The sequence below is a fragment of the Pseudomonas sp. NY15356 genome (assembly GCF_048068175.1).
GTDB classification, from domain to species: domain Bacteria; phylum Pseudomonadota; class Gammaproteobacteria; order Pseudomonadales; family Pseudomonadaceae; genus Aquipseudomonas; species Aquipseudomonas putida_K.
In genome coordinates, this window is the sequence record NZ_JBLUPW010000044.1 from 1 (window position 1) to 25,104 (window position 25,104).

Below are 25,104 nucleotides of genomic sequence, written 5' to 3' on the forward strand. Positions count from 1 at the left end.
TGGGCGGCCCGTTGGCGGCACACGGCCGCTCCTACAGTTTCGCGGTGCCTGTAGGAGCGGCCTTGTGCCGCGAACGGGCTGCAAAGCAGCCCCACCTCTCCAAAACGCAAACGTTTTCAGCAGGTTACAAATCCGCTGAAAAAGCGTTTCAGCTTCGTCTCCAGCTGCCGATAACCCGCACAGGAATCAGCGGGCCCCGATAACAACAATGCCCAGCGATTGGAGATCAAGCGAGCGAAATCAATTTCTGGAGAGCGTGCCATGAACGGCTGGTTTGCCAATATCAGCGTCAACCTCAAACTCGGCCTGGGCTTCGGCCTGGTCCTGCTTCTGACCGGCCTTCTGGCCCTGACCGGCTGGACCAGCCTGGGCAGCCTGATCGACCGCAGCAACTGGATGAGCGACATCACCAAGCTCAACAGTGACTTGACCAACCTGCGCGTGGCGCGCCTGCAGTACATGCTGACCAACGGCGACGACACCTCGGCGGCCAATGTGCTGGCCAAGCTCGATGCCTTCGGCGCCCAGCAGCAGCACCTGGTCAATACCTTCAAGAGCCCGGAAAACCTCAAGCTGCTGCGTGAACAGGGCCAGACCATCAGCGAGTACCGCGTCTCGCTGGACAAGATGCGCAAGGGCTACAACGCCAGCCTCGCCGCCCGCGACGCCATGGGCAAGGCGGCCGCCCTGGCCAACGAGCCGATCGAGGCGATCAGCCGCGACGTGCTCGCCAGCACCGATGCCGACAGCACCCGTCTGGCCCAGTACCAGGTGGTCAGCAAGGCCAAGCAGACCCTGGCCCAGGTGCGCCTGGACGTGCGTAGCTACATTGCCGACCAGAGCGCCGACGCCGAGCAGGCCGCCTTGCGTCAACTCGATAGCGCCCTGGCGGAAATCGACGGCCTCAAGCGTGAGTTGCCCAACGATGCAACCCGCGTGCAGCAGTTCGAGAACGGCCTGCAAGCCTACCGCGCCGCCGTTTCCCAGTTCCGCGAGGCGCTGGCCCAGATCGCCGTGGCCCGCGCGGAAATGACCGTGCAAGGCGCCGATATCGTCAAGCGCAGCGACCAGCTGTACCAGATCCAGCTCGACCGGCGCGACGAGGAAAGCCTCCAGGCCCGCAGCCTGCAGACCATCGCCACGCTCCTGGCCTTGCTGGTCGGCGTGCTGGCCGCCGTGCTCATCACCCGCCAGATCACCCGCCCGCTGCGCGAAACCCTGGATGCTGTGGAAAAGATCGCCAGCGGCGACCTCACCCAGGACCTGCGTATCACCCGTCGCGACGAGCTGGGTGTGCTGCAGCAGGGCATTGCCCGCATGGGCGCCACCCTGCGTGAATTGATTACCGGTATTCGCGACGGCGTCACCCAGATCGCCAGCGCCGCCGAACAGCTCTCGGCCGTCACCGAGCAGACCAGCGCTGGCGCCAACAGCCAGAAGGTCGAGACCGACCAGGTGGCCACCGCCATGCATGAAATGGCCGCTACCGTGCAGGAAGTGGCACGCAATGCCGAGCAGGCTTCCCACGCCGCGACCGGTGCCGATGACGAAGCCCGTGCCGGTGACCGTGTGGTCGGCGAAGCCATCAGCCAGATCGAACGCCTGGCCGAGGAAGTGCACCGCTCCACCGAGGCCATGACCCTGCTGCAGCAGGAAAGCCAGAAGATCGGCAGCGTCATGGACGTGATCAAGTCGGTGGCCGAGCAGACCAACCTGCTGGCGCTCAACGCCGCCATCGAAGCTGCCCGTGCCGGTGAGGCCGGCCGTGGTTTCGCCGTGGTCGCCGACGAGGTCCGCGGCCTGGCGCAGCGCACCCAGCAGTCCACCGAAGAGATCGAAGGCCTGGTGGCCAGCCTGCAGAACGGTACCCAGCAGGTGGCCGACGTCATGAACGGCAGCCGCAGCCTGACCGACAGCAGCGTCGAGCTGGCACGCAAGGCCGGCGCCTCGCTGGACAACATCACCCGCACGGTGTCGAACATCCAGTCGATGAACCAGCAAATCGCCGCGGCAGCCGAAGAGCAGAGCGCGGTGGCCGAGGAAATCAGCCGCAGCATCCTGAACGTGCGGGATGTGTCGGAGCAGACAGCGACGGCCAGCGACGAGACGGCAGCGTCCAGCGTGGAGCTGGCGCGGTTGGGTGGGCACCTGCAGATGCTGGTGAGCAAGTTCCGCGTCTGAGTGGTTGGGGCTGCTTTGCAGCCCCGCTACCGGATTACTTGACGATCATTCCCACACCCCGCCCACGCGGGTCAGAGGCGGTTTCCAGCTGCTCCCCGGTCACCCGGATCGCCTGGATATCGCCCATCTCCCACCCCTGGTCCTCCAGCACATAGCCCATCTGCTTCAGCTCATCGGCCACCTTGCCGGTCAGCGGCGCATAGCTGTCGTAGTAGATGGTGTCCTTGGGCAGCAACTGGTGGTGCACCCGCTGCGCTGCCACCGCCTTCTCCAGCGGCATGCGGTAGTCGTACAGGTTGTTCATCACCTGGAAGATCGACGTAAAGATGCGCGAACCGCCCGGTGTGCCGAGCACCAGCGCCACTTTGCCGTCACGGGTCACCAGGCTCGGGCTCATGGACGAGAGCATGCGCTTGCCCGGCTCGATAGCATTGGCATCGCCGCCCACTACGCCAAAGGCGTTGGCTGCGCCTGGCTTGGCGCTGAAGTCGTCCATCTCGTCGTTGAGCAGGAAGCCCGCGCCCTTGACCACGACGCCGCTGCCGTAGTCCAGGTTGAGGGTATAGGTGTTGCTCACCGCATTGCCCTGCTTGTCGACGATGGAAAAGTGCGTGGTCTGGTGCGGCTCCAGGCCCGGCTTTACATCTTCGGTCCTGGAGATGGCACTCGGGTTCACCTGGGCAGCGCGCTTGGCGAGGTAGTCCTGGGCGACCAGTTTGTCGACCGGCACCTGAGTGAAGGCGGGGTCACCGAGGTAGTCGGCGCGGTCGGCGAACACCCGCTTCTCGATTTCGGACAGCAGGTGGATGTACTTGGCCGAGTTGTGTTCCACCCCCTTGAAGTCTGCCGCGCGCGCTTCCTTGATGCCCAGCAGCTGGGCCAGGGCCACGCCGCCGGAGCTCGGCGGCGGTGCGGTGTAGACCATGTTGCCGCGCCAGCTGATCGCCATCGGCTCGCGCCACACGGCCTTGTAGTCCTTCAGGTCGGCCTTGGTGATCAGGCCCTTGTCGGCCTGCATCTGCGCCACCAGCAGGTCGGCGGTCTTGCCCTGGTAGAACTCGCTCACGCCCTTGTCGGCAATGCGCTCCAGGGTCTGGGCCAGCTCGGGCTGCTTGAACAGCTCGCCCACCTTCATGGTGCCGAAGTAGTCGTTGAAGTTGGTGGCGGTCTTGAACAGGCCCTGGGCATCGTTGCGGTACTGGTACTGTTTTTCGGCCACCTTGAAACCGTTTTTCGCATACCCGATGGCCGGGGTCAGCAGCTCGCTCCAGGGCAGCTTGCCGAACTTCTGGTGCGCTTCCCACAGGCCCATCACCGTGCCAGGTACACCGGCCGCACGCACGCCGACCAGGCTGAGGTTCTCGATCACCTCGCCTTTTTCGTCCAGGTACATGTTGCGGGTGGCGGCCTTCGGCGCCACTTCGCGGTAGTCGAGGAAGTACGGCTTGCCGTCGACGAACAAGGTCATGAAGCCGCCGCCGCCGATGTTTCCGGCTTCAGGGTAGGTCACCGCCAGGGTGAAGGCCGTGGCTACGGCGGCGTCCACTGCGTTGCCGCCCTTCTTGAGGATATCGGCGGCCACTTGTGCGCCATATTGATCGGGCGCGGCCACCGCCCCGCCCTCCAGGGTTACCGCGTATGCGCTGGAGCAGCTCAGGATCGCGGCCCCCAGGACCATAGGCTGGAACATGACAATACGCATGCAAACTTCCTTGGTGTTGTTAGTTTGATCAGTCATTAAGGCTGAAGCATTTCGACTAAGCAAATCACCGAAGAAATTTCCTACATGATGATCAGAGCCCTGTCGCGCTCAGACAACTTGGCTGGTGTATACCGCCAGCTTTTCCTGAATGAAGTCGAGAAAGCACTGGATCCGCAGGGCCAACTTTGTATTGCGGTAGTACACCGCATGGATCGGTTGGCGATAGCCGTTGTTGAACTCGCCCAGCACCACCTGCAGGCGGCCGGTACGGATGTCCTCATGGCTCATGAAGTGCGACAGGCTGACGATGCCCTCGCCGGCCAGCGCCAGCTGGCGCAGGGTCTCGCCACTGGAGGCGATCAGGCTGGGGCGGATCTGCCAATGGTCACCCTGGGCATGGCGCAACGGCCAGCGGTTGAGCGACTCAGGCTGGCTGAAGCCGAGCAGGCAATGGTCCTTCAGCTCTTCGACCGTTTGCGGCGTGCCGTGGCGTGCCAGGTAGTCAGGGCTGGCCAGCACCTGGATCGGGCTGCAGCCGAGTGAACGCGCATGCAGGCTGGAGTCGGCCAGGTCGCCGATGCGGATGGCCACGTCGGTGCTCTGTTCCAGCAGGTCGATGATCAGGTCGTCGGTGTTCAGTTCCAGCTCGATGCCAGGGTACTGGCGGCGGAACTCGCCGATCCACGGCAGGATGGCGTGCAGCATGAAGGGCGCTGCGGCATTGATGCGCAGGCGCCCGGAAGGCGTCTGGTTGTGCATGGACAGGTGCTCTTCCATGTCGTCCATCTGCTCGAGGATGCGCCGCGAGCGCTCCAGGAAGAAACGCCCTTCCTCGGTCAGGTCCATGCGCCGGGTGGTGCGGTTGACCAACGTGGTGCCGAGCTTGGTTTCCAGTCGCGACAAGGTGCGGCTGACCGCCGAGGGGGTCTGGCCGATCTGTTCGGCAGCGGCGGAGATCGAGCCACAATCGATGACGGCGACGAATACCTGGAGTTCTTCGGATCGGGTTTTCACACGGTAGGCCTTGAGTGGGAGTAGCCCTGATAGATAGCGGGTGAAACGGATCGGTGCAAGGGGCCGCTGCGCGGCCCAATCGCAGGGCCAGCCCGCTCCCACAGGCTGGCGGTGAACGCAGGACAGTGGGAGCCGGCTTGCCGGCGATGGGGCCTCGACAACATCATCAAGCCTTGCCGAACACCCGGTCCAGGTGCGCTTCGTAGGCCGCCAGCGCCGCCGGTACATCCGGGCGCTTCATCACGTCCACGGCCAGGAAGGTCGGCAGGCCGGTCATACCCAGGAACTGGTTGGCCTTGTGGAACGGGAAGTACACCGCATCCACACCCTTACCCTCGAAGAAGTCGCTCGGGTCGTCGAAAGCCTGCTGTGGGGCATTCCAGGTCAGCGAGAGCATGTACTGCTTGCCCTGGATCAAGCCGCCACTGCCGTATTTCTGCGAGGCGTCGGAACGGGTACGGCCGTCATTGGCGTACAGGCTGCCGTGGCCGGCGGTGAAGACCTCGTCGATGTACTGTTTCACGGTCCAGGGCGCGCCCATCCACCAGCCGGGCATCTGCCAGATCACCACGTCGGCCCAGAGGAATTTCTCGACTTCTTCCTGGGCGTCGTAGCCACCATCGATGAAGGTCTGCTTCACATCGAAACCTGCGCGATCCAGGTGGGCCAGGGCAGCTTCATGCAAGGTCTCGTTCAGGCGACCGTCGGAGTGGGCGAAGCGTTTGCCGCCGTTGAGCAGGAGAATCTTTTTCATGGGTGGGCCTCGTGAGCAGGTCGAATGGATGGCGGCAGATTAGGCAGGCGAGGACCAGAGAAAAAGCGGCTCGATGGCAAAATACATTTGCGCTAAGGGCACGAATGAAAAACATATTGTTGCTTTAGAATGCAGTCATCTTCACTGCCTTCGAGGCCCATGCACATGACCGAGCAATACGCCTTCATCCTCAAAGCCAAGACCCGCCCGGAAAAGGCCGAAGCCTTCGAGCAGCTGTTCCGGGCCTATGTCGAGCCCAGCCGCCAGGAGCCGGGCTGCATCGAATACCACATGCTGCGCGACAAAGAAGACCCAAGCCTGTTCGTGTTCTACGAGGTATGGGCCAGCAAGGCCGACCTGGACGTGCATTCGGCCCTGCCACATATGCGTGAGTTCTTCGAGCAGCGCATGGAGTACCTGGAGCGGGATTTCGATATCCAGATGATCGAGATGCTCAGCCCGTCCTCCGCCCGACATTGACCAACAAGCAGCCTCCTACCACTGGGAACGACTGCGGTCCTCCGGCGCCTGGTCTATCGCAATCGCGGGCAAGCCCGCTCCCACAAGTTCCGCGCCGCTCTCAAGGGCCGCGGAGAACCTGTGGGAGCGGGCTTGCCCGCGATTGCGGTAGATCAGGCAACAGCAGGCTCAGGACCTGTTCGCCTCAAGCCCTTCCGCTGCATCATCCATCAACGCCTTGGCCATGCCGCTGAGGTAATGGGCCACCCACATCAGGTTGCTGCCCCCCTGCTCCGCCAGGGCTGACTCAAGCGTCAGGCACCCGGCGCACCCGAAGGTGCCCCGTACACAGCCACCATGACGCGAAGCGATTTCGCAACTGAGGTGAGCACTTGAGCCTGATATTGAATGGGCTGCTAAACCCGGTCGCTGAATGGGCAACGACCCGGCGAGACTAGAGGGGGAACAATACCCATCGCAATGGCAGAAGTGCGGCGAGAGTATGTTTCGCAAACGGACTACGCAAAGAGGGAAAATCCGATGTTTCTGGGGCTACTCCCTATGGGAGTTGCAAAGCAGCCTATTTCACTAATGCGCCGCGGCCAATTCACGCAAAGCGGCCGAGGCCAGGAAGCCGGAGCGAGAAGCATAGCGATGATCACGTTTCACTTTCTCATCAATGCGTTGCAACAGGTTCTCTGGCAGCGTGGCGTTGAAACGCACCGCCTTCCCCAGATAGGGCGTCACATCAAAATCCACGACCGCCCATATTCCTCCGGCGTAATCGGGATTCACGACATGAACATCGACTTCTTGCGCTTGTGGCAACGTCTCGCCATCCGCCACCAGCCCTTCGAAATGCAACGTCAGAGCCTCCTGAACATTCTCCAGCGCTTGAGCGACGCTAGCACCGGCGGAGAAACAGCCAGGTACATCAGGCACGATGACGCCGTAGTCCGAATCAACGTCTTTGTGCAATACGACTGGGAACTTCATCGACTATCTCCATAAAGGTTCGAGGTGGTAAACCTGCTCGAGCATCGCGACCGATCCTATTTCAGGCCAGCTTGTTTCAAGATGTTGTGCACAGTGCCCTTTGGCAAATCACTTTTAGGATGGGGAACCGTAACCCTTCCTCGCTTTATGGGATGCCTGAACTGATGATGGCTTCCTTTCACCTCCACCTCATACCACCCATCCGCTTCGATGAGCTGGATCACGTCCCTACTGCGCATTCACCCTTCCTTCGGCCGTTGATGTGTATGGTACACATCGATATTGGCAAAAACAAAGAGTAATACACACTATGCACATGCAAGACGACAAGCGGCCATTTAGTCCTTTTGAATAAGCCTCATCCGGTTCACGTGTAAGACATTTGCCGCTTGCAGCCCAGCCGGATTCTGTCCCCACAATCCCCGCCATGTCGCGCCATGAAAGGGACTTCGCCGTGCCATCGATCTACCAGCTCAAACCCCGTTTCCAGATCACCCAGCGCATCGACAAGCGGCGCATTTTCAGCGTGAGCCTGGCGCAACGGACATCTCACTTGAGGTAAGACCGCAACAATGCCGCCACCTTGTCGGCCTCTTCCTGCCGCGCCTGGGCACTCAACCCGTCGGCCACCAGGTGCTCGCGGATATGCCCTTCCATGACCTCGGCCATCAGCCCATTCACCGCCCCCCGCACCGCAGCGATCTGCTGCAGGATGCCCAGGCAGTCTTTGTCCTGCTCGAGCGCGGCCTCCAAAGCCGCCGCCTGGCCTTTGATCTTGCGCACGCGGGTCAGCAGTTGTTTCTTGCTCTTGATGGTATGTGCCATTCAGCCTCGCACCTTCATAGGTATACTGGGGTATAGTATGTGCCGCACACATTCTGGAGCATGATAAACCATGGTGGCGCAAACCTCTGACAAGTGGCTGCACAGCCATCAGTTCCATACCAGCAATCTGGGCGCCGAGCGAAAGACACGCTTGGCCGTTTGGCTCACGGCCCTGATGATGGTGGCCGAGATTGCCGGCGGCTGGTACTTCAACTCCATGGCACTGCTGGCCGACGGCTGGCACATGAGCTCCCATGCCTTGGCCCTGGGCCTGTCGCTGCTGGCCTATGCGGCGGCACGGCGCTATGCAGGCGACCGGCGCTTCGCCTTCGGCACCTGGAAGATCGAGATCCTCGGCGGCTATTCCAGTGCCCTGCTCTTGCTGGGCGTGGCCGGCCTGATGGCGTTCCAGTCAGTGGAACGGCTGCTGACGCCAGGGCCGATCCACTATGACCAAGCCATCGCCATCGGCGTCGTAGGCCTGGCCGTGAACCTTGTCTGCGCCTGGCTGCTGCGCGACGACCACGACCACCACCATCATCATGACCACGATCATCACCATCACGGCCATCACCACCACCAGGACCTGAACCTGCGCTCGGCCTACCTGCACGTGATCGCCGACGCCGCCACCTCGGTGCTGGCCATCGTCGCGCTGCTGGCGGGCAAGTTCTGGGGTGCCGGCTGGCTGGACCCGGTAATGGGCCTGGTGGGTGCGGTGCTGGTGGCGGTGTGGGCCAAGGGCCTGCTGCGCGATACCGGGCGCGTGCTGCTCGATGCCGAGATGGACGCACCGGTGGTCGAGGAAATCCGCGAAGTGGTGGCCCAGTTGCCGGTGCCTGCCACCATCACCGACCTGCACGTGTGGCGCGTGGGCAAGGACCAGTATGCCTGCATCCTCAGCCTGGCGAGCAGCTTGCCGCTGGAGGCGGATAACGTGCGCAAGGCCCTGGCCGTCCACGAGGAGCTGGCCCATGTCACCGTGGAAGTGAACGCGCTGGCGGGCCACCAATAGCGCAACCAGGCACCTGGGTGTCGAGCCCAGGCAACTGCAGTACGAGCGCAGGCCCTATGGTGGCGTGTCATTCAGCCATTTACCTGGAGCCTGCCATGTCCGATTTCATCACCGTCCTGCGTGAAACCTGCCCGATCCCGGCCCTGAACGCCACCCCGTGGAAGCGCATCGGCGGCGACCCGCAGACGGTCAACCTGAACGCCTACCTGTCTGCCGACGGCAGCAAGATCATGGGTACCTGGATCTGCACCCCGGGCAAGTTCGAGATCAACTACGAGAAGTGGGAGTTCTGCCATTTCCTGGAAGGCTACGTGATCATCACCCCGGAAGGTGAAGAGCCCAAGCACCTGAAAGCGGGTGATGTGTTCATCATCGAGCCGGGCCTGAAGGGTACCTGGGAAGTGGTCGAGACCGTGCGCAAGTACTTCGTGTTCGCCTGACCCAGTCGACATCACCCAACCCTGTGGGAGCGGCGGTCCCGATATCGCCGTCGCCCTTGATCGCGGCATTAGCCACTGTTCTCTGCGAATCGCCCACGAGGGAATGCGTCACAGGCAAAAAAACATCGCGGGGCAGATGCCCTTCCCCAAGGTGCGCAGTTACATGGGGAAAGCCACCTGGCCCGCGATAAAACTCACCTCGCTCGTCAATCCTTCTTGCGATAGCTCTCTACGATCGCCGAGAAGTCCTTGCCGCCTTCACCGCGCAGGCTCATGGCCTGGTACAGCTGCTGGGCGACGGCGCCCAGGATCACCGGCTGGTGCGCGACCCGCGCAGCCTCGGTGGCCAGGCCCAAATCCTTGAGCATCAGCTCGGCGCCGAAGCCGCCGGTGTAGCCCCGCGACGCCGGGGCGGTCTCGATGATGCCCGGCCAGGGGTTGTAGGTATCGGAACTCCAGCAACGCCCGGTGGAGCTGTTGATGATGCCGGCCAGCACCTTGGTGTCGATGCCCAGTGCATTGCCCAGGGCCATGGCCTCGGACACGCCGATCATGGAAATGCCCAACAGCAGGTTGTTGCAGATCTTGGCGATCTGCCCGGTGCCGACTTCACCGCAGTGCACGATGTTGCGGCCCATCTGCTCGAGCACAGGCTTCAAGGTGGCGAACAGTTCGGCGCTGGCACCGACCATGAAGGTCAGGGTGCCGGCCGCCGCGCCGCCGGTGCCGCCGGACACCGGCGCGTCGCCCATGTCCACACCCTTGGCCGCTGCGGCCTTGGACACATCGCGAGCGGTCTGCGGGTCGATGGTGCTGCAGTCAACGGTCGGCGTGCCGGGACGCACGCCGGCCAGCACACCGTCGTCGTTCAGGTAGACGCTGCGCACATGGGCTGCCGCCGGCAGCATGGTGATCACCAGGTCGCTGGCGGCCGCAGCGTCCTTGGGCGAGGCGCTGACCTGCCCACCCAGTTCGGCGAGCTCGTCCAGCACGGCCTTGTTCAGGTCGAACAGGTTCAGCTGGTGCCCGGCCTTGATGAGGTTGCGGGCCATGGGCGCGCCCATGTTGCCCAGGCCGATGAATGCGATACGCATGACTTTCTCCTTGGCGCAGGCTGATGGCTCAGCGCAGGCTGATGGTGGTGTTCACACCGTCATTGACGCTGTCATCGTCGAACCAGCGGGCGGTGACGGTCTTGGTCTGAGTGTAGAACTGCACCACCTGCTTGCCGTACGGGCCCAGGTCGCCGAGCTTGGAGCCGCGTGAGCCGGTGAAGCTGAAGAACGGTACCGGCACCGGGATCGGGATGTTGATGCCGACCTGGCCGATGTCGATCTCGCTCTGGAACTTGCGCGCCGCCGCGCCGCTCTGGGTGAACAGGCCGGTGCCGTTGCCGAACGGGTTGGCGTTGACCAGGGCGATGGCTTCGTCGAGGGTGTCGACTTCCAGGGTGACCAACACCGGCCCGAAGATTTCCTGAGTGTAGATCTGCATATCGGTGCGCACGCCGGAGAACAGGGTGGGGCCGACGAAGTTGCCCTGCTCGTAGCCCGGCACCTTGACGTCGCGGCCGTCCAGCTCGAGCTTGGCGCCTTCCTTGATGCCGCTTTCGATCAGGCCCAGCACACGCTCCTTGGCACGCTTGGACACCACCGGGCCGACATCCGTGCCCGGCTCGCAGCCGGCATTGACCTTGAGCTTGCTGGCCGCGGCCTTGATGTCCGGCAGCCACTCGCGGGCCTTGCCCACCAGGACCGCCACCGAGGTGGCCATGCAGCGCTGGCCGGCCGCGCCGAAGGCGGCACCGACCAGGGCGTTGATGGTTTGGGTGCGGTTGGCGTCGGGTAGCACCACGGCGTGGTTCTTGGCGCCCATCATCGACTGCACGCGCTTGCCGTGCTGGCTGCCGAGGTTGTAGACGTGGGTGCCCACTTCGGTGGAGCCGACGAAGGAAATCGCCTTGATGTCCTTGTGCGTGCAGATGGCGTCCACCACCTGCTTGCCGCCATGCACTACGTTGAGCACACCGGCCGGCACGCCAGCTTCCAGAGCCAGCTCCACCAGCATCATGGTCGACAGCGGGTCTTGTTCGGACGGCTTGAGTACGAAGGTGTTGCCGCAGACGATGGCCATGGGGAACATCCACAGCGGGATCATCGCCGGGAAGTTGAACGGGGTGATGCCGGCGCACACGCCGATGGGCTGGCGCAGGGTGTAGGTGTCCACACCACCGGCGACGTTTTCGGCGAACTCGCCCATTTGCAGGGTACCGATGGAGGCGGCGTGCTCGACCACCTCCAGGCCACGGAAGATGTCGCCTTCGGCGTCGGCCAGGGTCTTGCCCTGTTCGGCGCTGAGGGTCTGGGCGATGCGCTTGGTGTGTTCGCGGATCAGCGCCTGCAGCTTGAGCATGATGCGCATGCGCGCACCGATCGGGGTGTCGCGCCAGGTCGTGAAGGCTCGCTGGGCGGCGGCCACGGCGGCATCGACTTCATCGACGGTGGCGAACGGAACCCGCGCCAGCACCTGCTGGGTGGCCGGGTTGACGATGTCGCGCCACTCGGTGGTCTTGGACTCGACCCACTGGCCGTCGATCAGCAGCTTGACCTGCTCGACCTTGGCCTGGTCTGGGGTATGGGGTGCGTTCATCTGCGCTCTCCTTGGAATTATTGTCGGAACGAGATCGCCAGCGGGTGGCGCCGTGGGGCTTTTTTCGAGTATAGATGTGCAAACATCCAACAAGAACGCACAAAAAAACCGGATCATCATGCAAAAAGACCTCACCTCCCTGAGTTCACTGAACTGGGACGACTTGAAGTTCTTTCTGGAAGTGGCGCGCACCCGCAAGGCCAGCAGCGCGGCCAAGCGCCTGGCGGTGGACTACACCACGGTGTCACGGCGCATCAGCTCGCTGGAAGGCGCCCTGGGCACGCTGCTGTTCGAGAAATCACGGACCAACGGCTTCGTCCTGACCGCCGAAGGCCAGCGCCTGCTGGGCTATGCCGAATCGATCGAAAGCACGCTGCACATGGCCTGCGAGCAGGTGTCCGGCTCAGGCGTGGCGTTGTCGGGACATGTGCGCATGGGCTGCACGGAGGGGTTCGGCAGCTTTTTCGTCACCCCGCAACTGAGCCATTTCGTCGATGCCTACCCGGCGATCTCGGTGGACATCCTGCCGCTGCCGCACTTCATCAGCCTGTCCAAGCGCGAGGCGGACATCGTCATCGCCCTGGAGCGGCCCGAGCATGGGCCCTACGTGTGTTGCAAGCTATGCGACTACCGCTTGCGGCTGTATGCCACCCAGGAGTACCTGGACAACCACGAACCGATCCGCACGGCAGCCGACCTGGTGAACCACCGGTTCATCAGTTATGTCGATGACCTGGCCTTCAGCTCGGAGCTGCTGTACCTGGCCAATCTGATCCCCAATGCCAACGCGCACCTGCGCAGTACGAGTGTGATCGCCCAGTACACGGCGGCATTGCAGGGGCGTGGGCTGGCGATCCTGCCGTGCTTCCTGGCGGCGCAGGATGCGCGATTGGTCAACCTGTTGCCGCAGGAGGTGGAGATTACCCGGCAGTTCTGGATGTATTGCCGGGAGGACCTGCGCAAGTTGAAGCGCATCACCCTGCTGTGGGACTACATTCGCGATGTGACCGAGGCGAACGCGCCGTTGCTGATGGGGCAGACGCGGGATATGCGCTTCGCCTGACATCGAGCGGGGCTGCTTCGCCCCCATCGCCGGCAAGCCGGCTCCCACCTGTCCTGCGCTGTTTTTAAAGGCACCGCCATACCTGTGAGAGCGGGCTTGTCCCGCGATCAAGGGCGCAGGCCTTTCAGTTGGATGCCACCACGATCGACACCCGGCGGTTTTCGGTACGCCCGGCCGGGGTACGGTTGTCGGCCACCGGCTGGCTGCTGCCCAAGCCGACAGTCCGGATGTTCTGCGGCTGCATGCCAATGCCGATCAGTGCCCGCGCCACGCTCTGCGCACGGCGTTCGGACAACTGCCGGTTGTAGGCCTCCTTGCCCGAGGCATCGGCATGGCCATCGATACGCACCCGCTGGATGCCCACCGCCAGCAAGGCCTTGCCGATGCGCTCGACGATCGCCCGGCTCTGGCTGTTCAGGCTGTCCAGGTCACTGCCGAACAGCACCTTGCCGGAAAGGTCATACGCCCACCCCTCGTCGGTCGGAGCGAAGCCCTCGCGCTTGAGGGTAGCGATCTGTTCGGGAGTAAGGCCCTGGGGCACACTCTGGCAGCCGCCCAGGGCCAGCAACGCCAGCAGCACGGCCAGCAAGGGAAAACGCAATGCGTGGAAACGGTAGATCACGGTTCAGCTCCTGTTATCAACGTCAGTGGCGCAGCGGTCCGTCTGCGCCACTTGCCAATGCCCACGGCGCACGCGCTTGGCCTGGTACATCGCCACGTCGGCGGCATTGAGCAACCCGGCCGGGTCGTTGCCGTCGTCCGGGTAATAGGCGATGCCAACACTCATCGAGGTGGTGATCTGCTTGCCGCCGTCCAGCAGAATCGGCACCTTCATGCTCTCGACGATCTTTTCGGCAATGCGCTGGGCGTCGTCCCGCGCGTGCAGCGGGGCCAGCAGCACGGCGAATTCGTCGCCGCCCAGGCGCGCCACCAGATCGTGTTCACGCAGCTGGGCGCGAATGCGCTTGGCGACGCTCACCAGCACTTCGTCGCCCACGGCATGGCCGAGGCTGTCGTTGATCTGCTTGAAGTGATCGCTGTCGAGGAACAGCAGCCCCAGGTGCTCGCGCTGCCGCGCGGCGTTGCGCAGGGTGCGGCTCAGGCGCCCTTCGAAGAAGGCACGGTTGGGTAGACCCGTGAGGCTGTCGTGGCTGGCCTGGTGGGCAAGGTTCTCGTTTTCGCTCTGCAGGTGGCTGTGCCAGGCCTCCAACTCGTCGAGCAAGGCATTGAAGTCATTGCCCAGCTCGTTGAGCTCGGCGATCTGCGCCTCGGGTACGCGCCGGTCGAAGCTGCGCTCGCGGCGGGCGGCGTGGGCCACGCTGGCCAGGCTGCGCAGCGGGCCGACGATATCGCCGAACAGCCGGCGCGACAGGTAGATGGCCAGCACCGCGCTGAGCAAGGTACAGAACAGGATCCCGGCCAGGCCGCTGAACAGGAAGCGCAGCAGGTTGCCGCCCTGCCCCACCAGTTCGATATGGCCCACCTGACGCTGCTGGTGCACCACCGGCAGATTGATCGGCTCGTCCAGCAACGCGCGGGCCACTTCGGCTTCCAGTTGGGCGAACATGCCATCGTCGTCGCGGTGCCAGTGGGCCAGTTGCTCGCCGTCGCGGTTGAACACCTTTGCATCAGCCACTTCCTCGGTGGCCGCGATCAGCGCCAGGGCCTCCTTGGCGGCCGGGCCGTCGTTGAACACCACGGCGGCTTCGACGGTGTAGTTGATCGAGCGGGCGATCAGGTGCAGGTTGTGGTTGGCATACACACGCAGGGCGAGCACACCGAGCAAGGTCAGGGAAATACCCGCCAGGCCTACCGCCAACAGGGCTACGCTCAAATGCCCACGGCCCAGCACCGAGCGCAGGGTCGGGCGGGTACCGCGCTTGGCAGCGAGCTTCATGGCTGCACCGCCCGGCGCCGCGACAGCTGCAGCACGCTGGGGTGGATACGCACACCGCTACGCGCCACCGAGTCGAGGTTCACTTCGAAGGCCACCTGGTCATCGCCGACACGCAGGCAGAACAGGCTGCCAACCCTGCAGGGATCATCGGCCTCGCTGATGCTCAGGACCGGATGGCCATTGATGGCCTGGAACAACCGCTCGCGCTCCCCGCTGTTCAGCTTGCCGATGTAAACGGCATCGCAGGCATTGGCGATGCGTGCGTCGTCGGCCAGCAGGCGGCGTACCTCCAGCGGTTGGCCGGAATTCTGCACATTGCCCTTGATCAGGTCATCGGCGTATTCGGTAGGGCCCACCAGGCACAGGCGCAGCGGCGCGGGGGTGGCCGGCCAGCGGGCATAGCTGAGGATGCCCAGTACCACCTGGGTCACGGCCTTGGCCCGTTGTTGAGCCTGGGCAGCGCTGGCCGGGGCTTCTGCCTGCGCAAGGCCAGCGAACAGCAACAGGGCGGCTAACGCCGGCGAAAGCGCATGGCCCAACACGCGCCCCCAGGATGAGGCAGCCACCATGTAGGAAATCTCTCAAAATCCCTTAAGAAATTAGCGCAACGATAGCACAGTGCCTTTGGCCTCAGGAATGTGCGTTACGTCACACTTTCTCCAGCATCAACCCGGAAATCCTGCGCACCTTACGTGCTACCGCCTCTTCGAATACCCCGGCACGCGGCTCGACCAAGCTGAAGCAGTGCTTGGCCCGGGTGATACCGGTATAGACCAGTTCCTTGGTCAACACCGGGTTGAGCGAATCGGGCAAGACCAGCGCCGTATGGTTGAACTCCGAGCCCTGGGACTTGTGCACGGTCATGGCGAATACCGTTTCCACCTCGTTGAGCCGGCTTGGCAGGACAAAGCGCACGCCGCCGCTACCGTCGTTGCGCGGGAAGGCCACGCGCAGCACGGGCTCGCCCAGGTCGTCGGGCAGGCGCAGGGCAATGCCGATATCGCCGTTCATCAGGCCCAGGCCGTAGTCATTGCGGGTCACCAGTACCGGCCGGCCTTCATACCAGGGCTGCTGACTGTCGATCAGCCCGGCGTTGCCCAACACTCGCGCCACGCGCTCGTTCAGGCCCTGGACACCCCAGGGGCCCTTGCGCACCGCGCAGAGCAACTGGAAGTCTTCGAAGCTGTGCAGCACCTTGCTGGCCCAGTGTTCCCAGCGCGGATCGTCGGCGGGCGTGCCAGGCGCCGGGCGGTGGCGGCCAATGGTGCGTAGGTAGCTGCGGTAACCCTGGGGGCCGTCGTCGCCGCGCCCCAGGCCGTCGAGCAACAGGCGGTCGAAGGCGCGGTCGTGTTCACCGCGCAGGGCCAGGCCGAACACATCGGCCGGCGGCAGGGTCAGCAGGTCACGTGCCTGCTGGGCTTGCTGGCGGTTGACCAGGCGTGCCAGTTGGCCAATGCCGCTGCCTTCGCCGAAACGCCGGGAATACCGCAGCATCACCACCTGTTGCGCCAAGGGGTTGCGCTGCGCATCGCCCGGCGCAAGGCCACTGCCTTCGAGCGACTGGCCGCCCACCTGCTCCAGCCAGGCCTGGGTCGCCGGGGAGTAGCACCCGTCTTCGGCATCGCGGCACAGGTCACCGAGCACCGCACCGGCTTCCACCGAGGCCAGCTGGTCCTTGTCGCCCAGCAATACCAGGCGAGCCCGGGGCGGCAGGGCATCGAGCAGATTGGCCATCATTTCCAGGTCGATCATCGAGGCCTCATCGACCACCAGTACGTCCAGCGGCAACGGGTTGCCGGCATGGTGGCGAAAGTGTCGCGAGCCGGGGCGGCTGCCCAGCAGGCGGTGGACAGTGCTGACCTCGGTGGGGATGTGCCCGCGCACCTCACTGCCGACCTGCAGACGCTCGACCTGCTGACCGATGGACTCGGTGAGGCGCGCGGCAGCCTTGCCGGTCGGGGCCGCCAGGCGAATGCGCAGCGGGCGGCCCTGCTCCACCGCCGGGGCCTGGAGCAAGGCCAGCAGACGCACCACGGTGGTGGTCTTGCCGGTACCCGGGCCGCCGGTGATGATGCTGAAGGCTGCGCGTGTGGCCAGGGCGCAGGCGAGCTTCTGCCAGTCGACCTGGCCAGCCGGGGCGCCACCTGCGAACAATTGCTCGAGACGCGCGGGAAGGTCGGCCGGAATATGCTCGTTCTGGCTCAGGCGCTGGCGCAAGGCCTGGTCGATACGCCGCTCGTAGCTCCAGTAACGACGCAGGTAGAGGCGCCGGCCACTGAGCACCAGGGGCCTCGCGCCGTGCCCGGGAGCGTCCCCGGCCGCCACCAGGGGGCTGGCAGCGATGTGTTGCAGCCAGGTATCCAGGGCCAGGCCGGCGAGCAACTGCGAGGGCAGCAGCAAAGGCCCGGCCAGGGCATCACCCTCCGGGGGCAACGACAGGGCGAAATCCGGCTCGGCCAGGGTTTGCTCCAGATCAAGGCAGACGTGACCGTGGCCAAGCTGGTGGCTGGCCAGGGCCGCCGCCAGCAGCAGCAAGGGGTCACTGCCCGGGGCCCGCTCTTCGAGGAAATTGACGAACGCGCGGTCCAACGCCCGAAGCCAGTCGCGCTCGACCCAGCGGTCGAGCAGCACCAGCAGGTCGCGGCTTTCGCGCAGGGGCGCCAGGGCCACCAGTTGTTCAGCGTGCAGGGGCGTGGGCAATAGGTCATCGAGGCGTCGGCTCATGGCGCGGCTCCGGCAAACAGGTCTTGCTGTTCGGGTTCGTGGGCGCCCCGGAACAGCGCATCGAGTTGTTCGATCAGGGCACGCGGCGGCTTGGCGAAATACAAACCGTGGCCGGCGCTGCCGACGCCGCGCAGAAAGATGAACACCGCGCCGCCGACATGGCGGTCATAGTCATAGTCGGGCAGGCGCGCGCGCAACTGGCGGTGCAAGGCCAGCAGGTAGAGCACGTATTGCAGGTCGTAGCGGTGCTCGAGGATCGCTTGCTCCATGGCCAATGCATTGTAGGCCTGGGCGTCGGGGCCCAACCAATTGGACTTGTAGTCGGCCACGTAGTAGCGACCGTCCAGCTCGAACGCCAGGTCGATGAAACCTTTGAACATGCCGTTGAGCACGGTCGGCAGAGCCGCAGGACGTGCGGCGTTGCCGTGGGTATGTCGCACCACCAGCTGGTCCAGGCGCACGGCATCTACCTGGTGGCTGGCGAACCAGAATTCCATTTCGATCTGGTATTGATGCAAATGTGCGAGGGTCAGGGTCGGGCCTTGGGGTTGCAGAGGCAGCGGCTCGGTGAGCAACTGGCCGAGCCAGTGTTCCAGGGTCGGGATCCAGCCGGTCCAGTCGCGGCGGTTGCAGCGCTCGCCGACGGTACGCCTGATCAGCTCGGGCTGGGCGCTGACCTCGGCGAAACCTTCCCGGCCAGCCCATTCGAGCAGGCCGTGAAGAAAGGTGCCTGGGTTCGGGCCGCGGGGGAAGCGGTGGATGTCACCGCCTTCGACCGGGACTTCGCGCAGCAGCTGGGTGTCGGCCTGCTCATCGTCCAGCAATTGCTGGGCTTGGGAGCTGTCGGCACCGAGGGTCTGGTCGCCCACGCGCAGGGCGCTGTAGGAGGCGATCCACCAGTGTTCGGCGGCAGCCCGACGCGGCTTGCGCGCTGGCAGCAGCTCGCGTGTATCGCGCGGGGCGTGGTAGACGTCCTCGCTCGGCTCGGGCAGGCCGAGGCAGGCGATGTCGCGGCTGCCTGCCTGCAAGGCCTGCAGCCAGCCGGCCAGCTGGCCCGACGCAGCCAGCGGCACGCCACCGCCCAACAGGTAGCCCAGGGCCGACCTGTGCAACTGGGAGGTCTTCTGGCTGCCGCGCTTGAGGTCGGCGATGCCCAGCCAGCAGGCGTACTGGGCGCGGGTCAGGGCGACGTAGAGCAGGCGCAGGTCTTCGGCCAGGCGCTCGTCATCGGCACGGGCGATCTGCGCTTCGTTCGGCGTCAGGGTCAGGTGGGCCTGACCTTGGCTGTCGTGCCAGGTCAACGGCAGGCGCTGGCCGTCCACTGGTTTGCTGGTGCAGATGAAGGGCAGGTAGACCAGCGGATATTCCAGACCCTTGGACTTGTGGATGGTCACCACCTTGACCAGTTGTTCGTCGCTTTCCAGGCGCAGGATCTGCTCTTCGCCCGCCTGGCCGGCGTTGGCCAGATGTTCGGCCAGGTGACGGATCAACGCCTGCTCGCCATCGAGCTCGCTGGCGGCCTGTTGTAACAGCTCGGCCAGGTGCAGCAGGTTGGTCAGCACCCGCTCGCCATCGCTGCGGCCCATGAGCGTGCGCGGCAGCTGGAAGTCGTGCAGCAGGCGGCGCAACATGGGCAGCACACCCTGGCGCTGCCAGGTGTCGCGGTACAGGCGGAAACGCATGACCCAGCCTTCCCAGACCCGCTCGTCCTGGTTCAGGCGCTCCAGTTCGGCCAGGGGCAGCTCGAGGGTGAGGCTGGCCAGGGCGCCCTTGAGCAGGCGCTCGGAGTCAGGCTCGGCACAGGCCTTGAGCCAGATCAGCAGGTCATGGGCCTCCTGGGCGGCGAACACCGAGTCCTTGTCGGAGAGGTACACGCTGCGTACATCGCGGGCGGCCAGTTCGGCACGAATCAGTTGGGCTTCGCGGCCATCACGCACCAGGATGGCGATGTCCGATGGCTGGCACGGTCGCAGCGAGCCTTGGGCATCACGAAAACCGGTCACGCCGTGCTGGCCGCCATTGAGCAACCTGACGATGTGGCTGGCGCAACTGGCGGCGAGCTGTTGGCGGTAGAGCGTGTTGGAGACCGGTTCTTCACTCTGCAGCTGCCAGCACTGCAAGGCGGCGCAGGGTTGTCCATCGACCAGCAGCTGCTCGCTGCGCCCCTTGGCGCGGACCTCGACGAAGGGCAGCGGGTTGTCGCCGCTTTCGCGGAACAGGAAGGCCCCTCGCCCCTCGAGGCGAGCTTCGGCCTGAAGGAACACGCGGTTGACCGCCGCCACCATGGCCTGGCTGGAGCGGTAGTTGGTGTCCAGGCTGTGCAGTCGGCCGCTGGTGGCACGGCGGGCAGCCAGGTAGGTGAAGATGTCGGCGCCGCGGAAGGCGTAGATCGCCTGCTTGGGGTCGCCGATCATGAACAGGCCGGTTTCCCGGCGGTTTTCGCTGATCCAGTAGATGCGTTCGAAGATGCCGTACTGGACCGGGTCGGTGTCCTGGAACTCGTCGATCAGGGCCACGGGGAACTGCTCCCGGATGAGGCCGGCCAGGCGCTCGCCGGACTCGCTGGCCAGGGCATGCTCCAAGCGCAGCAGCATATCGTCGAAGCCCATCTCGGCGCGCCGGCGTTTTTCCACTTCGAAACGCGCCGACACCCAGGCAGCGGCATGCTCGAGCAGACGGGCATCAGGGCTGGGCAGCGCTTGCAGTTGTTCGCGCAGGTTCTCCATGGCCAACAACGCGGGGTGGTCTGGCGGGGTACCGGACTTCCAGGCCTCGGCCATGCCGGCTGGGGTCAGGCGGGTGAAGCCGGTACCCAAGTCCAGTTCCAGGACCTGATCGTCGCCGGCCCAGGCCCGCAGCTTGTCGAACCAGGGCTCGAAGAAACGTGCTTGCAGTTTGCGACCATCCGCCAGCTTGCTGGCGACGGCATCGCGACAAATCTGGTGCAGCTCGTCGGCCCATTGCCCCCAGGGGGCCTTGAGCTGGCAGAGCTGCGCGGCGCGTTCGCGCAGGGTGGCCTCGATCAGCGCTTGGGGCTGTTCGTCGTCCAGGTCACCGCGCACCCGGCCAAACAGCGGGCGGATCCGTGGCAGCAAGGCGTCCGGGCTGCCCCATTGGCTGCGCACCCAGGCCAGGGCTTGGCCTTGCATGCCGTAGCAGAAGCGTCGCCAATAGTCGCGCATGACCTGACCCAGCAGGTCGCTGTGGTCGGTTTCCAGACTCTGGGTGAACAGGCTGCCACTGTCGAAGGCGTGCTCGCGCAGCATGCGCTGGCACCAACCGTGGATGGTCGACACCGCCGCCTCGTCCATCCACTGCACCGCGACCTCCAGCCGGCTCGCGCAGCGCGGCCAGTGTTCGGCGGGGTAGTCGTCGCGCAGCAGGTGCAGCAGCGGGTCGGCCTCGGTCAGTTCACCGCGGAAGAAACGTGCGGCCTCGGCCAGGCGTGCGCGAATACGCTCGCGCAGCTCCTTGGTGGCAGCGTCAGTGAAGGTCACCACGAGGATCTGCGGCGGCAGCAGCTCACGACCAAAGCCGTTTTCGCCGCCATGGCCGAGGATCAGGCGCAGGTACAGCGCCGAAATGGTGAAGGTCTTGCCGGTGCCGGCGCTAGCTTCGATCAGTTGGCTGCCGTGCAGCGGAAAGCTCAATGCCAAGGGGCGGGCCTGGGTCATGCGGCAGTCTCCGGGGCGCCCAGGGTTTGCCAGGGCGCAGCGAACAGTGGGCGGTACAGGGTTTCGCACCAGCCTTCGAAGGTCTCGTCGGCGCAGAGCGCGGCAAAGTCGCGGAACTGGCGGGCCAAGGCCAGGCTTTCGCTGCGCTCGCCGAAGGTATTCTGGCCATCGCCTTCATAGGCTCGTTCTGCGGCAACCAGGGCTTTGGCCGGGTCACTTTGCTCCAGCCAGGCGAAGGCGGTCTTGGCGGCCACGGGCAGGGGTGCGTTCATCCCAGCCTGGCGGGCGATCAAAAGGTCGGCCAGCAGCTCCGCGGCCTGGGCCTGGGGCAGCGGGTCGAGCAGCAGGGTCCGGTCGCTGGCGACCATCGCGCTGTGCAAGGGGTAGCCGGCGGCGCAAGCGGCCAGGTGCATGACCCAGGTGGGTACCAGCCGGTGCCATTTGACGCTGTTGCGCCCTGCGCCCAAGGTGTTGGGGACGGTGGCGATGCTCAGCAGGCTCTGGTCCTGGGCCTGGTAGACCCGGCCCAGCCAGCCTTCCAGGCGCTGCTCGCCCCTTTCGAAGTGGATCGGCAGGGCGCCCTCCACCACGTCAGGCCAGCGCTGGAGCAAGTATCGGTGGCGCTGCAGCAGGTCAGGCAAGGGCTGGATCAGCTCGGCTTGGAGCATCTCGCCAAAACCGGCTAAAGGTAGCAGCCCGCAGGCCTGTAAACGTCGCGCCTGGCCTTGCAGCGCTTGCTCGGCATTGTCCGGGTCGGCCAGTGCCGCACCCAGCAGGGTTTCGCTGAGGCTGTAGCGTTGCAGGGCATCGAGGACGAAGGGTTCTTCATCTGGTGTCGGTGTTTCCAGGGCCTCGAAGAACACCTTCAGCCGCTGGCTGAAGAAATGCCGCACGGGGTGGCGGAGGAAGTCCTGCAGGTGGGTAAGGCTCAGCGCCTCTTCATCCTTATAGGGCGGTAGCGGGTCGTCGCTGGCCGAGGTCGGCTCCATTGTCTGGTGCACGACCTGCCATTCATGGGCATAGCTGAACAGTGCGCTGCCCTTCTGGAAGTAACGTGGGCTGAAAGGCTGCAGCGGGTGTTCCTGGGTCAGGGCGTGCAGCAACTGCTCGCCAGGGTTTTCAAGGGCCCCAGATTTGGCACCGGCCAGCGTCCAGCCCGCGGCGAAGTGGTCGCGTAGCTGGCCGATCAATACCGATGCGGGGCGCTCGCTGTTATCGCGAATGCTGCGCCCGACCCAACTGATATACAGCTGGTCACGTGCCGAGAGCAGGGCTTCGAGCAATAGGTAGCGGTCGTCTTCGCGTCGGGAACGGTCGCCTGGGCGGTAGTCGCTGGCCATCAGGTCGAAGTCCAGGGGCGGTTGGGCGCGAGGGTAGTCGCCGTCGTTCATGCCCAGCAGGCACACCACCCGGAAGGGGATAGCGCGCATGGGCATGAGGGTGCAGAAGTTCACCGACCCTGCCAGGAACCGCTGGGACAACTTGCCCTGGTCCAGGCCCGAGAGCCAAGCCTCGCGGACCACGGTGAGCGGTAGCGGGTCTTGCAGGCCGACGGTTTCGCAGGTGGCGAGCCAGGTGTCACGCAAGTCCTGCAGTTGCATCAGGAGGAACTCGTCGTGCTCGTCCTCGGCCAGGAAGAATACCCGCAGCAGCGCTTGCAGACGTTCGCCCCACTCGGTTGCGCTGGCGGGCTGCGAAAGGGCTTGGCAAGCCACGTCGAGAGCATCGAGCAAGGCCACCAATGGGCCGATCAGCGCGGCGTCGAGGCCTCCGATCTCGTCATAGGGCTCGATACCGTCGCAGCCTTCGCCGACACCCACGGCGTAACCGAGCAGCATACGTCGCAGGCCAAACCGCCAGCTGTTCTGCTCGATTCCCATGGGCAGGCCCAGGGTGGCGCGCTGCTCGGCGCTCAGGCCCCAACGGATGCCGGCACCCTCGATCCAGCGGTGCAGGGTTGGCAGGTCGCTTTCCTGTATGGCGAAGCGGGCACGTACGGCGGGCACGTCCAACAAGTCCAGCACTTCGCTCACGGCGAAGCGGCTTTCGGGTAGCTTGAGCAGGTGTTCCAACGCGATCAGCAATGGCTCGCGGCCGCGCTGGCCCTGGTCGGTGAGCGTGAACGGGATGTAGCGCGGGTCGCTGCGCTCGAGCTGGCCGAAGACGGCACGGATGTGGGGTGCGTAGTCGTCGATCGCCGGGAGCATGACGATGACATCCCGTGGGCGTAGCGTGGGGTCGGCACTGAAGCGGGCGAGCAGCTGGTCGTGGAGGATCTCCATTTCTCGCTGCGGGCTGTGGGCTACATGGAAGCGCACGGAGCGGTCCTTGGCGGGGTCGACTGCCGGCCACAGTTCGCGGGTTTCGGCCAAGGGGCGCAATTCGAGGATGTCGTCTTGCAACTGGCGCAGCAGGTTGTCGGGTGTCGCCTCTTGGAACAGGTCGATGCGACCATCGCTGAATACGCCGCGGTAGCTGCCAGGGTCGTCGTAGCTGTCGAGCAAGTTGATATAGTCGCGGCCCTGCTTGCCCCAGGCGGCCAGCAGAGGGTGGGCGTGCTGGTGCAAAGACTCGTCGTCCAGGTCCAGGGGCATGCCTTGCTTGCGCTGCTGGCGCTTGTACTGGTGCCTGAGCAGGTCCTTGTCGGCCACGATATCGGCCCAATGATGGCGACAGGGGTTGTGCACGCACAACAACACCTGGCTGAAGCGCGCCAGGCCAGCCAAGGCTTCCAGCGCCTGGGCCGGGAGAGACGAGATACCGAAGACGATCACTCGTTTCGGCAGGCCGGCAGGTGCGTGTTCGAGTTGATTTATACGCTCGATGAAGCGCTGGTGTACGCCGGCGCGGCTCTGGGCCATGCCCTGCTCGCCTACGTCCTCCAGCAGCGCTCGCCACAGTTCGGCCTGCCAGCGATTGCCGGCGGCCAGGGGCTTGCGCTCGCCCCGAGCACTGTTGAGCACATGGCCCCCTGCAGCCCACTCCTTGAGCCAGTCGGCGCGGTAGACCTGGTATTGGTCGAACAGGTCGGCCAGGCGCTCGGCCAGCTGGTAACGCTTGCGCAGATCACTGTCGTCGGTCAGGAAGCGCCGCAGGGGCTCGAAGTGCTCCCGTTCGATCAAGGCAGGCAGCAGACGCATCAGGCGCCAGGTCAGCGGCGCCTTGTCCAGCAGCGAGACTTCAGGAATTTCGTCGCGACCCAACACCCGGCGGTAGAGCTGCCACATGAAGCTGCCCGGCAGTTGCACGTCGATCGCGGCGGCGATGCCGCAGCCGCCTTGGTCGTCATCCTGCGGATCCTCGGCCAGGGCAAGCTTGAGCCATTGCGCGATGCCGTTGCTCTGCACCAGGGCGATCTCGTTTTCCAGCGGCGCCAGGGGGTAACGACGCATCCAGCTCACGACCAGACTGCGCAGGTCGTCGAGGCGGTTGCCGTGGACGATCATGAAGCCGGGGTGGAGGTGCGGGGTATTGTGCATCGGGAGGTCTCTGGCAGGCGCTGGAGGCTGAGGGGGAACGATATCACGTGGGCACCAGACGGGCTGCATGGCCTGGTCCGTGAGTTTCAGACGCCAGAAAGACAAAACCCCTACCTGCTCGCGCAGATAGGGGTTTTGCGAAATGAATCTTGACGATGACCTACTCTCACATGGGGAAGCCCCACACTACCATCGGCGATGCATCGTTTCACTGCTGAGTTCGGGATGGGAT

General features: G+C 64.7%; 20 protein-coding genes, 1 rRNA gene and 1 pseudogene. 6 read left to right on the forward strand and 16 right to left on the reverse strand.

Going from position 1 to position 25,104, the window contains the following annotated elements; translation table 11 throughout:
- Positions 1 to 396 precede the first annotated feature (396 nt).
- Together ACNFCI_RS22815 and ACNFCI_RS22820 are read left to right on the forward strand one after the other, a co-directional pair.
- A pseudogene (locus ACNFCI_RS22815) lies at positions 397 to 1,278 on the forward strand (methyl-accepting chemotaxis protein); the annotation flags it as partial.
- 198 nt (positions 1,279 to 1,476) lie between these two features.
- Positions 1,477 to 2,181: a methyl-accepting chemotaxis protein gene (locus ACNFCI_RS22820; RefSeq protein ID WP_416768274.1), complete on the forward strand. Its 705-nt coding sequence runs from the start codon at positions 1,477 to 1,479 to the stop codon at positions 2,179 to 2,181.
- Positions 2,182 to 2,215: 34 nt separating this feature from the next.
- Here ACNFCI_RS22820 and ggt read toward each other — a convergent pair whose 3' ends face one another.
- The 3 genes from ggt to ACNFCI_RS22835 form a co-directional block, all read right to left on the reverse strand.
- The gene (ggt, locus tag ACNFCI_RS22825; RefSeq protein ID WP_084858463.1) at positions 2,216 to 3,883 is read right to left on the reverse strand and encodes a gamma-glutamyltransferase; all 1,668 of its coding nucleotides are present in this window, start codon (positions 3,881 to 3,883) and stop codon (positions 2,216 to 2,218) included.
- A 108-nt stretch (positions 3,884 to 3,991) separates the two neighbouring features.
- The gene (locus tag ACNFCI_RS22830; RefSeq protein WP_084858464.1) at positions 3,992 to 4,897 is read right to left on the reverse strand and encodes a LysR family transcriptional regulator; all 906 of its coding nucleotides are present in this window, start codon (positions 4,895 to 4,897) and stop codon (positions 3,992 to 3,994) included.
- Positions 4,898 to 5,063: 166 nt separating this feature from the next.
- On the reverse strand, positions 5,064 to 5,651 hold the full coding sequence (locus ACNFCI_RS22835; RefSeq protein ID WP_084858465.1) for an NAD(P)H-dependent oxidoreductase: 588 nt from the start codon (positions 5,649 to 5,651) through the stop codon (positions 5,064 to 5,066).
- A 165-nt stretch (positions 5,652 to 5,816) separates the two neighbouring features.
- Here ACNFCI_RS22835 and ACNFCI_RS22840 point away from each other — a divergent pair, with 165 nt between their 5' ends.
- A complete protein-coding gene (locus tag ACNFCI_RS22840; RefSeq protein ID WP_368830035.1) occupies positions 5,817 to 6,131 on the forward strand; it encodes a putative quinol monooxygenase in 315 nt (104 codons plus the stop codon).
- A gap of 168 nt (positions 6,132 to 6,299) precedes the next feature.
- Here ACNFCI_RS22840 and ACNFCI_RS22845 read toward each other — a convergent pair whose 3' ends face one another.
- From ACNFCI_RS22845 to ACNFCI_RS22860, 4 genes are all read right to left on the reverse strand, one after another.
- Positions 6,300 to 6,623 carry a DUF3077 domain-containing protein gene (locus ACNFCI_RS22845; protein WP_368830036.1) on the reverse strand — a complete coding sequence of 108 codons (324 nt, stop codon included), beginning with the start codon at positions 6,621 to 6,623 and terminating at the stop codon, positions 6,300 to 6,302.
- Positions 6,624 to 6,698: 75 nt separating this feature from the next.
- Entirely contained in the window at positions 6,699 to 7,106 is a 408-nt protein-coding gene (locus tag ACNFCI_RS22850; RefSeq protein WP_368830037.1) for a type II toxin-antitoxin system HicB family antitoxin, read from the reverse strand.
- Positions 7,107 to 7,162: 56 nt separating this feature from the next.
- Positions 7,163 to 7,345, reverse strand: coding sequence for a type II toxin-antitoxin system HicA family toxin (locus tag ACNFCI_RS22855; RefSeq protein ID WP_196143798.1), 183 nt, complete (start codon positions 7,343 to 7,345; stop codon positions 7,163 to 7,165).
- A 310-nt stretch (positions 7,346 to 7,655) separates the two neighbouring features.
- Positions 7,656 to 7,931 (reverse strand): metal/formaldehyde-sensitive transcriptional repressor, encoded by a 276-nt coding sequence (locus ACNFCI_RS22860; RefSeq protein ID WP_084858469.1) that lies wholly within the window; start codon positions 7,929 to 7,931, stop codon positions 7,656 to 7,658.
- Between the two features lie 70 nt (positions 7,932 to 8,001).
- On the opposite strand from ACNFCI_RS22860, the gene dmeF reads away from it, so the two are divergent.
- Together dmeF and ACNFCI_RS22870 are read left to right on the forward strand one after the other, a co-directional pair.
- Complete coding sequence (dmeF, locus tag ACNFCI_RS22865; RefSeq protein ID WP_368830038.1) at positions 8,002 to 8,946, forward strand: CDF family Co(II)/Ni(II) efflux transporter DmeF; 945 nt, start codon at positions 8,002 to 8,004, stop codon at positions 8,944 to 8,946.
- Positions 8,947 to 9,041: 95 nt separating this feature from the next.
- Complete coding sequence (locus tag ACNFCI_RS22870; RefSeq protein WP_084858471.1) at positions 9,042 to 9,386, forward strand: cupin domain-containing protein; 345 nt, start codon at positions 9,042 to 9,044, stop codon at positions 9,384 to 9,386.
- 206 nt (positions 9,387 to 9,592) lie between these two features.
- On the opposite strand, the gene mmsB is transcribed toward ACNFCI_RS22870, so the two are convergent.
- Positions 9,593 to 10,480, reverse strand: coding sequence for a 3-hydroxyisobutyrate dehydrogenase (mmsB, locus tag ACNFCI_RS22875; RefSeq protein WP_084858472.1), 888 nt, complete (start codon positions 10,478 to 10,480; stop codon positions 9,593 to 9,595).
- Between the two features lie 28 nt (positions 10,481 to 10,508).
- Positions 10,509 to 12,035: a CoA-acylating methylmalonate-semialdehyde dehydrogenase gene (locus ACNFCI_RS22880; protein ID WP_224456987.1), complete on the reverse strand. Its 1,527-nt coding sequence runs from the start codon at positions 12,033 to 12,035 to the stop codon at positions 10,509 to 10,511.
- A gap of 118 nt (positions 12,036 to 12,153) precedes the next feature.
- On the opposite strand from ACNFCI_RS22880, the gene ACNFCI_RS22885 reads away from it, so the two are divergent.
- Complete coding sequence (locus ACNFCI_RS22885; RefSeq protein ID WP_084858474.1) at positions 12,154 to 13,098, forward strand: LysR family transcriptional regulator; 945 nt, start codon at positions 12,154 to 12,156, stop codon at positions 13,096 to 13,098.
- 124 nt (positions 13,099 to 13,222) lie between these two features.
- On the opposite strand, the gene ACNFCI_RS22890 is transcribed toward ACNFCI_RS22885, so the two are convergent.
- From ACNFCI_RS22890 to rrf, 7 genes are all read right to left on the reverse strand, one after another.
- On the reverse strand, positions 13,223 to 13,720 hold the full coding sequence (locus tag ACNFCI_RS22890) for an OmpA family protein (protein ID WP_368830039.1): 498 nt from the start codon (positions 13,718 to 13,720) through the stop codon (positions 13,223 to 13,225).
- 3 nt (positions 13,721 to 13,723) lie between these two features.
- A complete protein-coding gene (locus ACNFCI_RS22895; RefSeq protein WP_084858476.1) occupies positions 13,724 to 14,995 on the reverse strand; it encodes a diguanylate cyclase domain-containing protein in 1,272 nt (423 codons plus the stop codon).
- Complete coding sequence (locus tag ACNFCI_RS22900) at positions 14,992 to 15,564, reverse strand: YfiR family protein (protein WP_084858477.1); 573 nt, start codon at positions 15,562 to 15,564, stop codon at positions 14,992 to 14,994. The genes ACNFCI_RS22895 and ACNFCI_RS22900 overlap by 4 nt, the downstream gene beginning before the upstream one ends.
- Before the next feature lie 79 nt (positions 15,565 to 15,643).
- A complete protein-coding gene (gene recD, locus ACNFCI_RS22905; RefSeq protein WP_084858478.1) occupies positions 15,644 to 17,719 on the reverse strand; it encodes an exodeoxyribonuclease V subunit alpha in 2,076 nt (691 codons plus the stop codon).
- The gene (gene recB / locus ACNFCI_RS22910; RefSeq protein ID WP_368830040.1) at positions 17,716 to 21,393 is read right to left on the reverse strand and encodes an exodeoxyribonuclease V subunit beta; all 3,678 of its coding nucleotides are present in this window, start codon (positions 21,391 to 21,393) and stop codon (positions 17,716 to 17,718) included. The genes recD and recB overlap by 4 nt, the downstream gene beginning before the upstream one ends.
- Positions 21,390 to 24,872: an exodeoxyribonuclease V subunit gamma gene (recC, locus tag ACNFCI_RS22915; protein ID WP_368830041.1), complete on the reverse strand. Its 3,483-nt coding sequence runs from the start codon at positions 24,870 to 24,872 to the stop codon at positions 21,390 to 21,392. Before recC ends, recB begins: the two co-directional genes overlap by 4 nt.
- A gap of 147 nt (positions 24,873 to 25,019) precedes the next feature.
- Positions 25,020 to 25,104 (reverse strand): 5S ribosomal RNA (rrf, locus tag ACNFCI_RS22920); the annotation flags it as partial.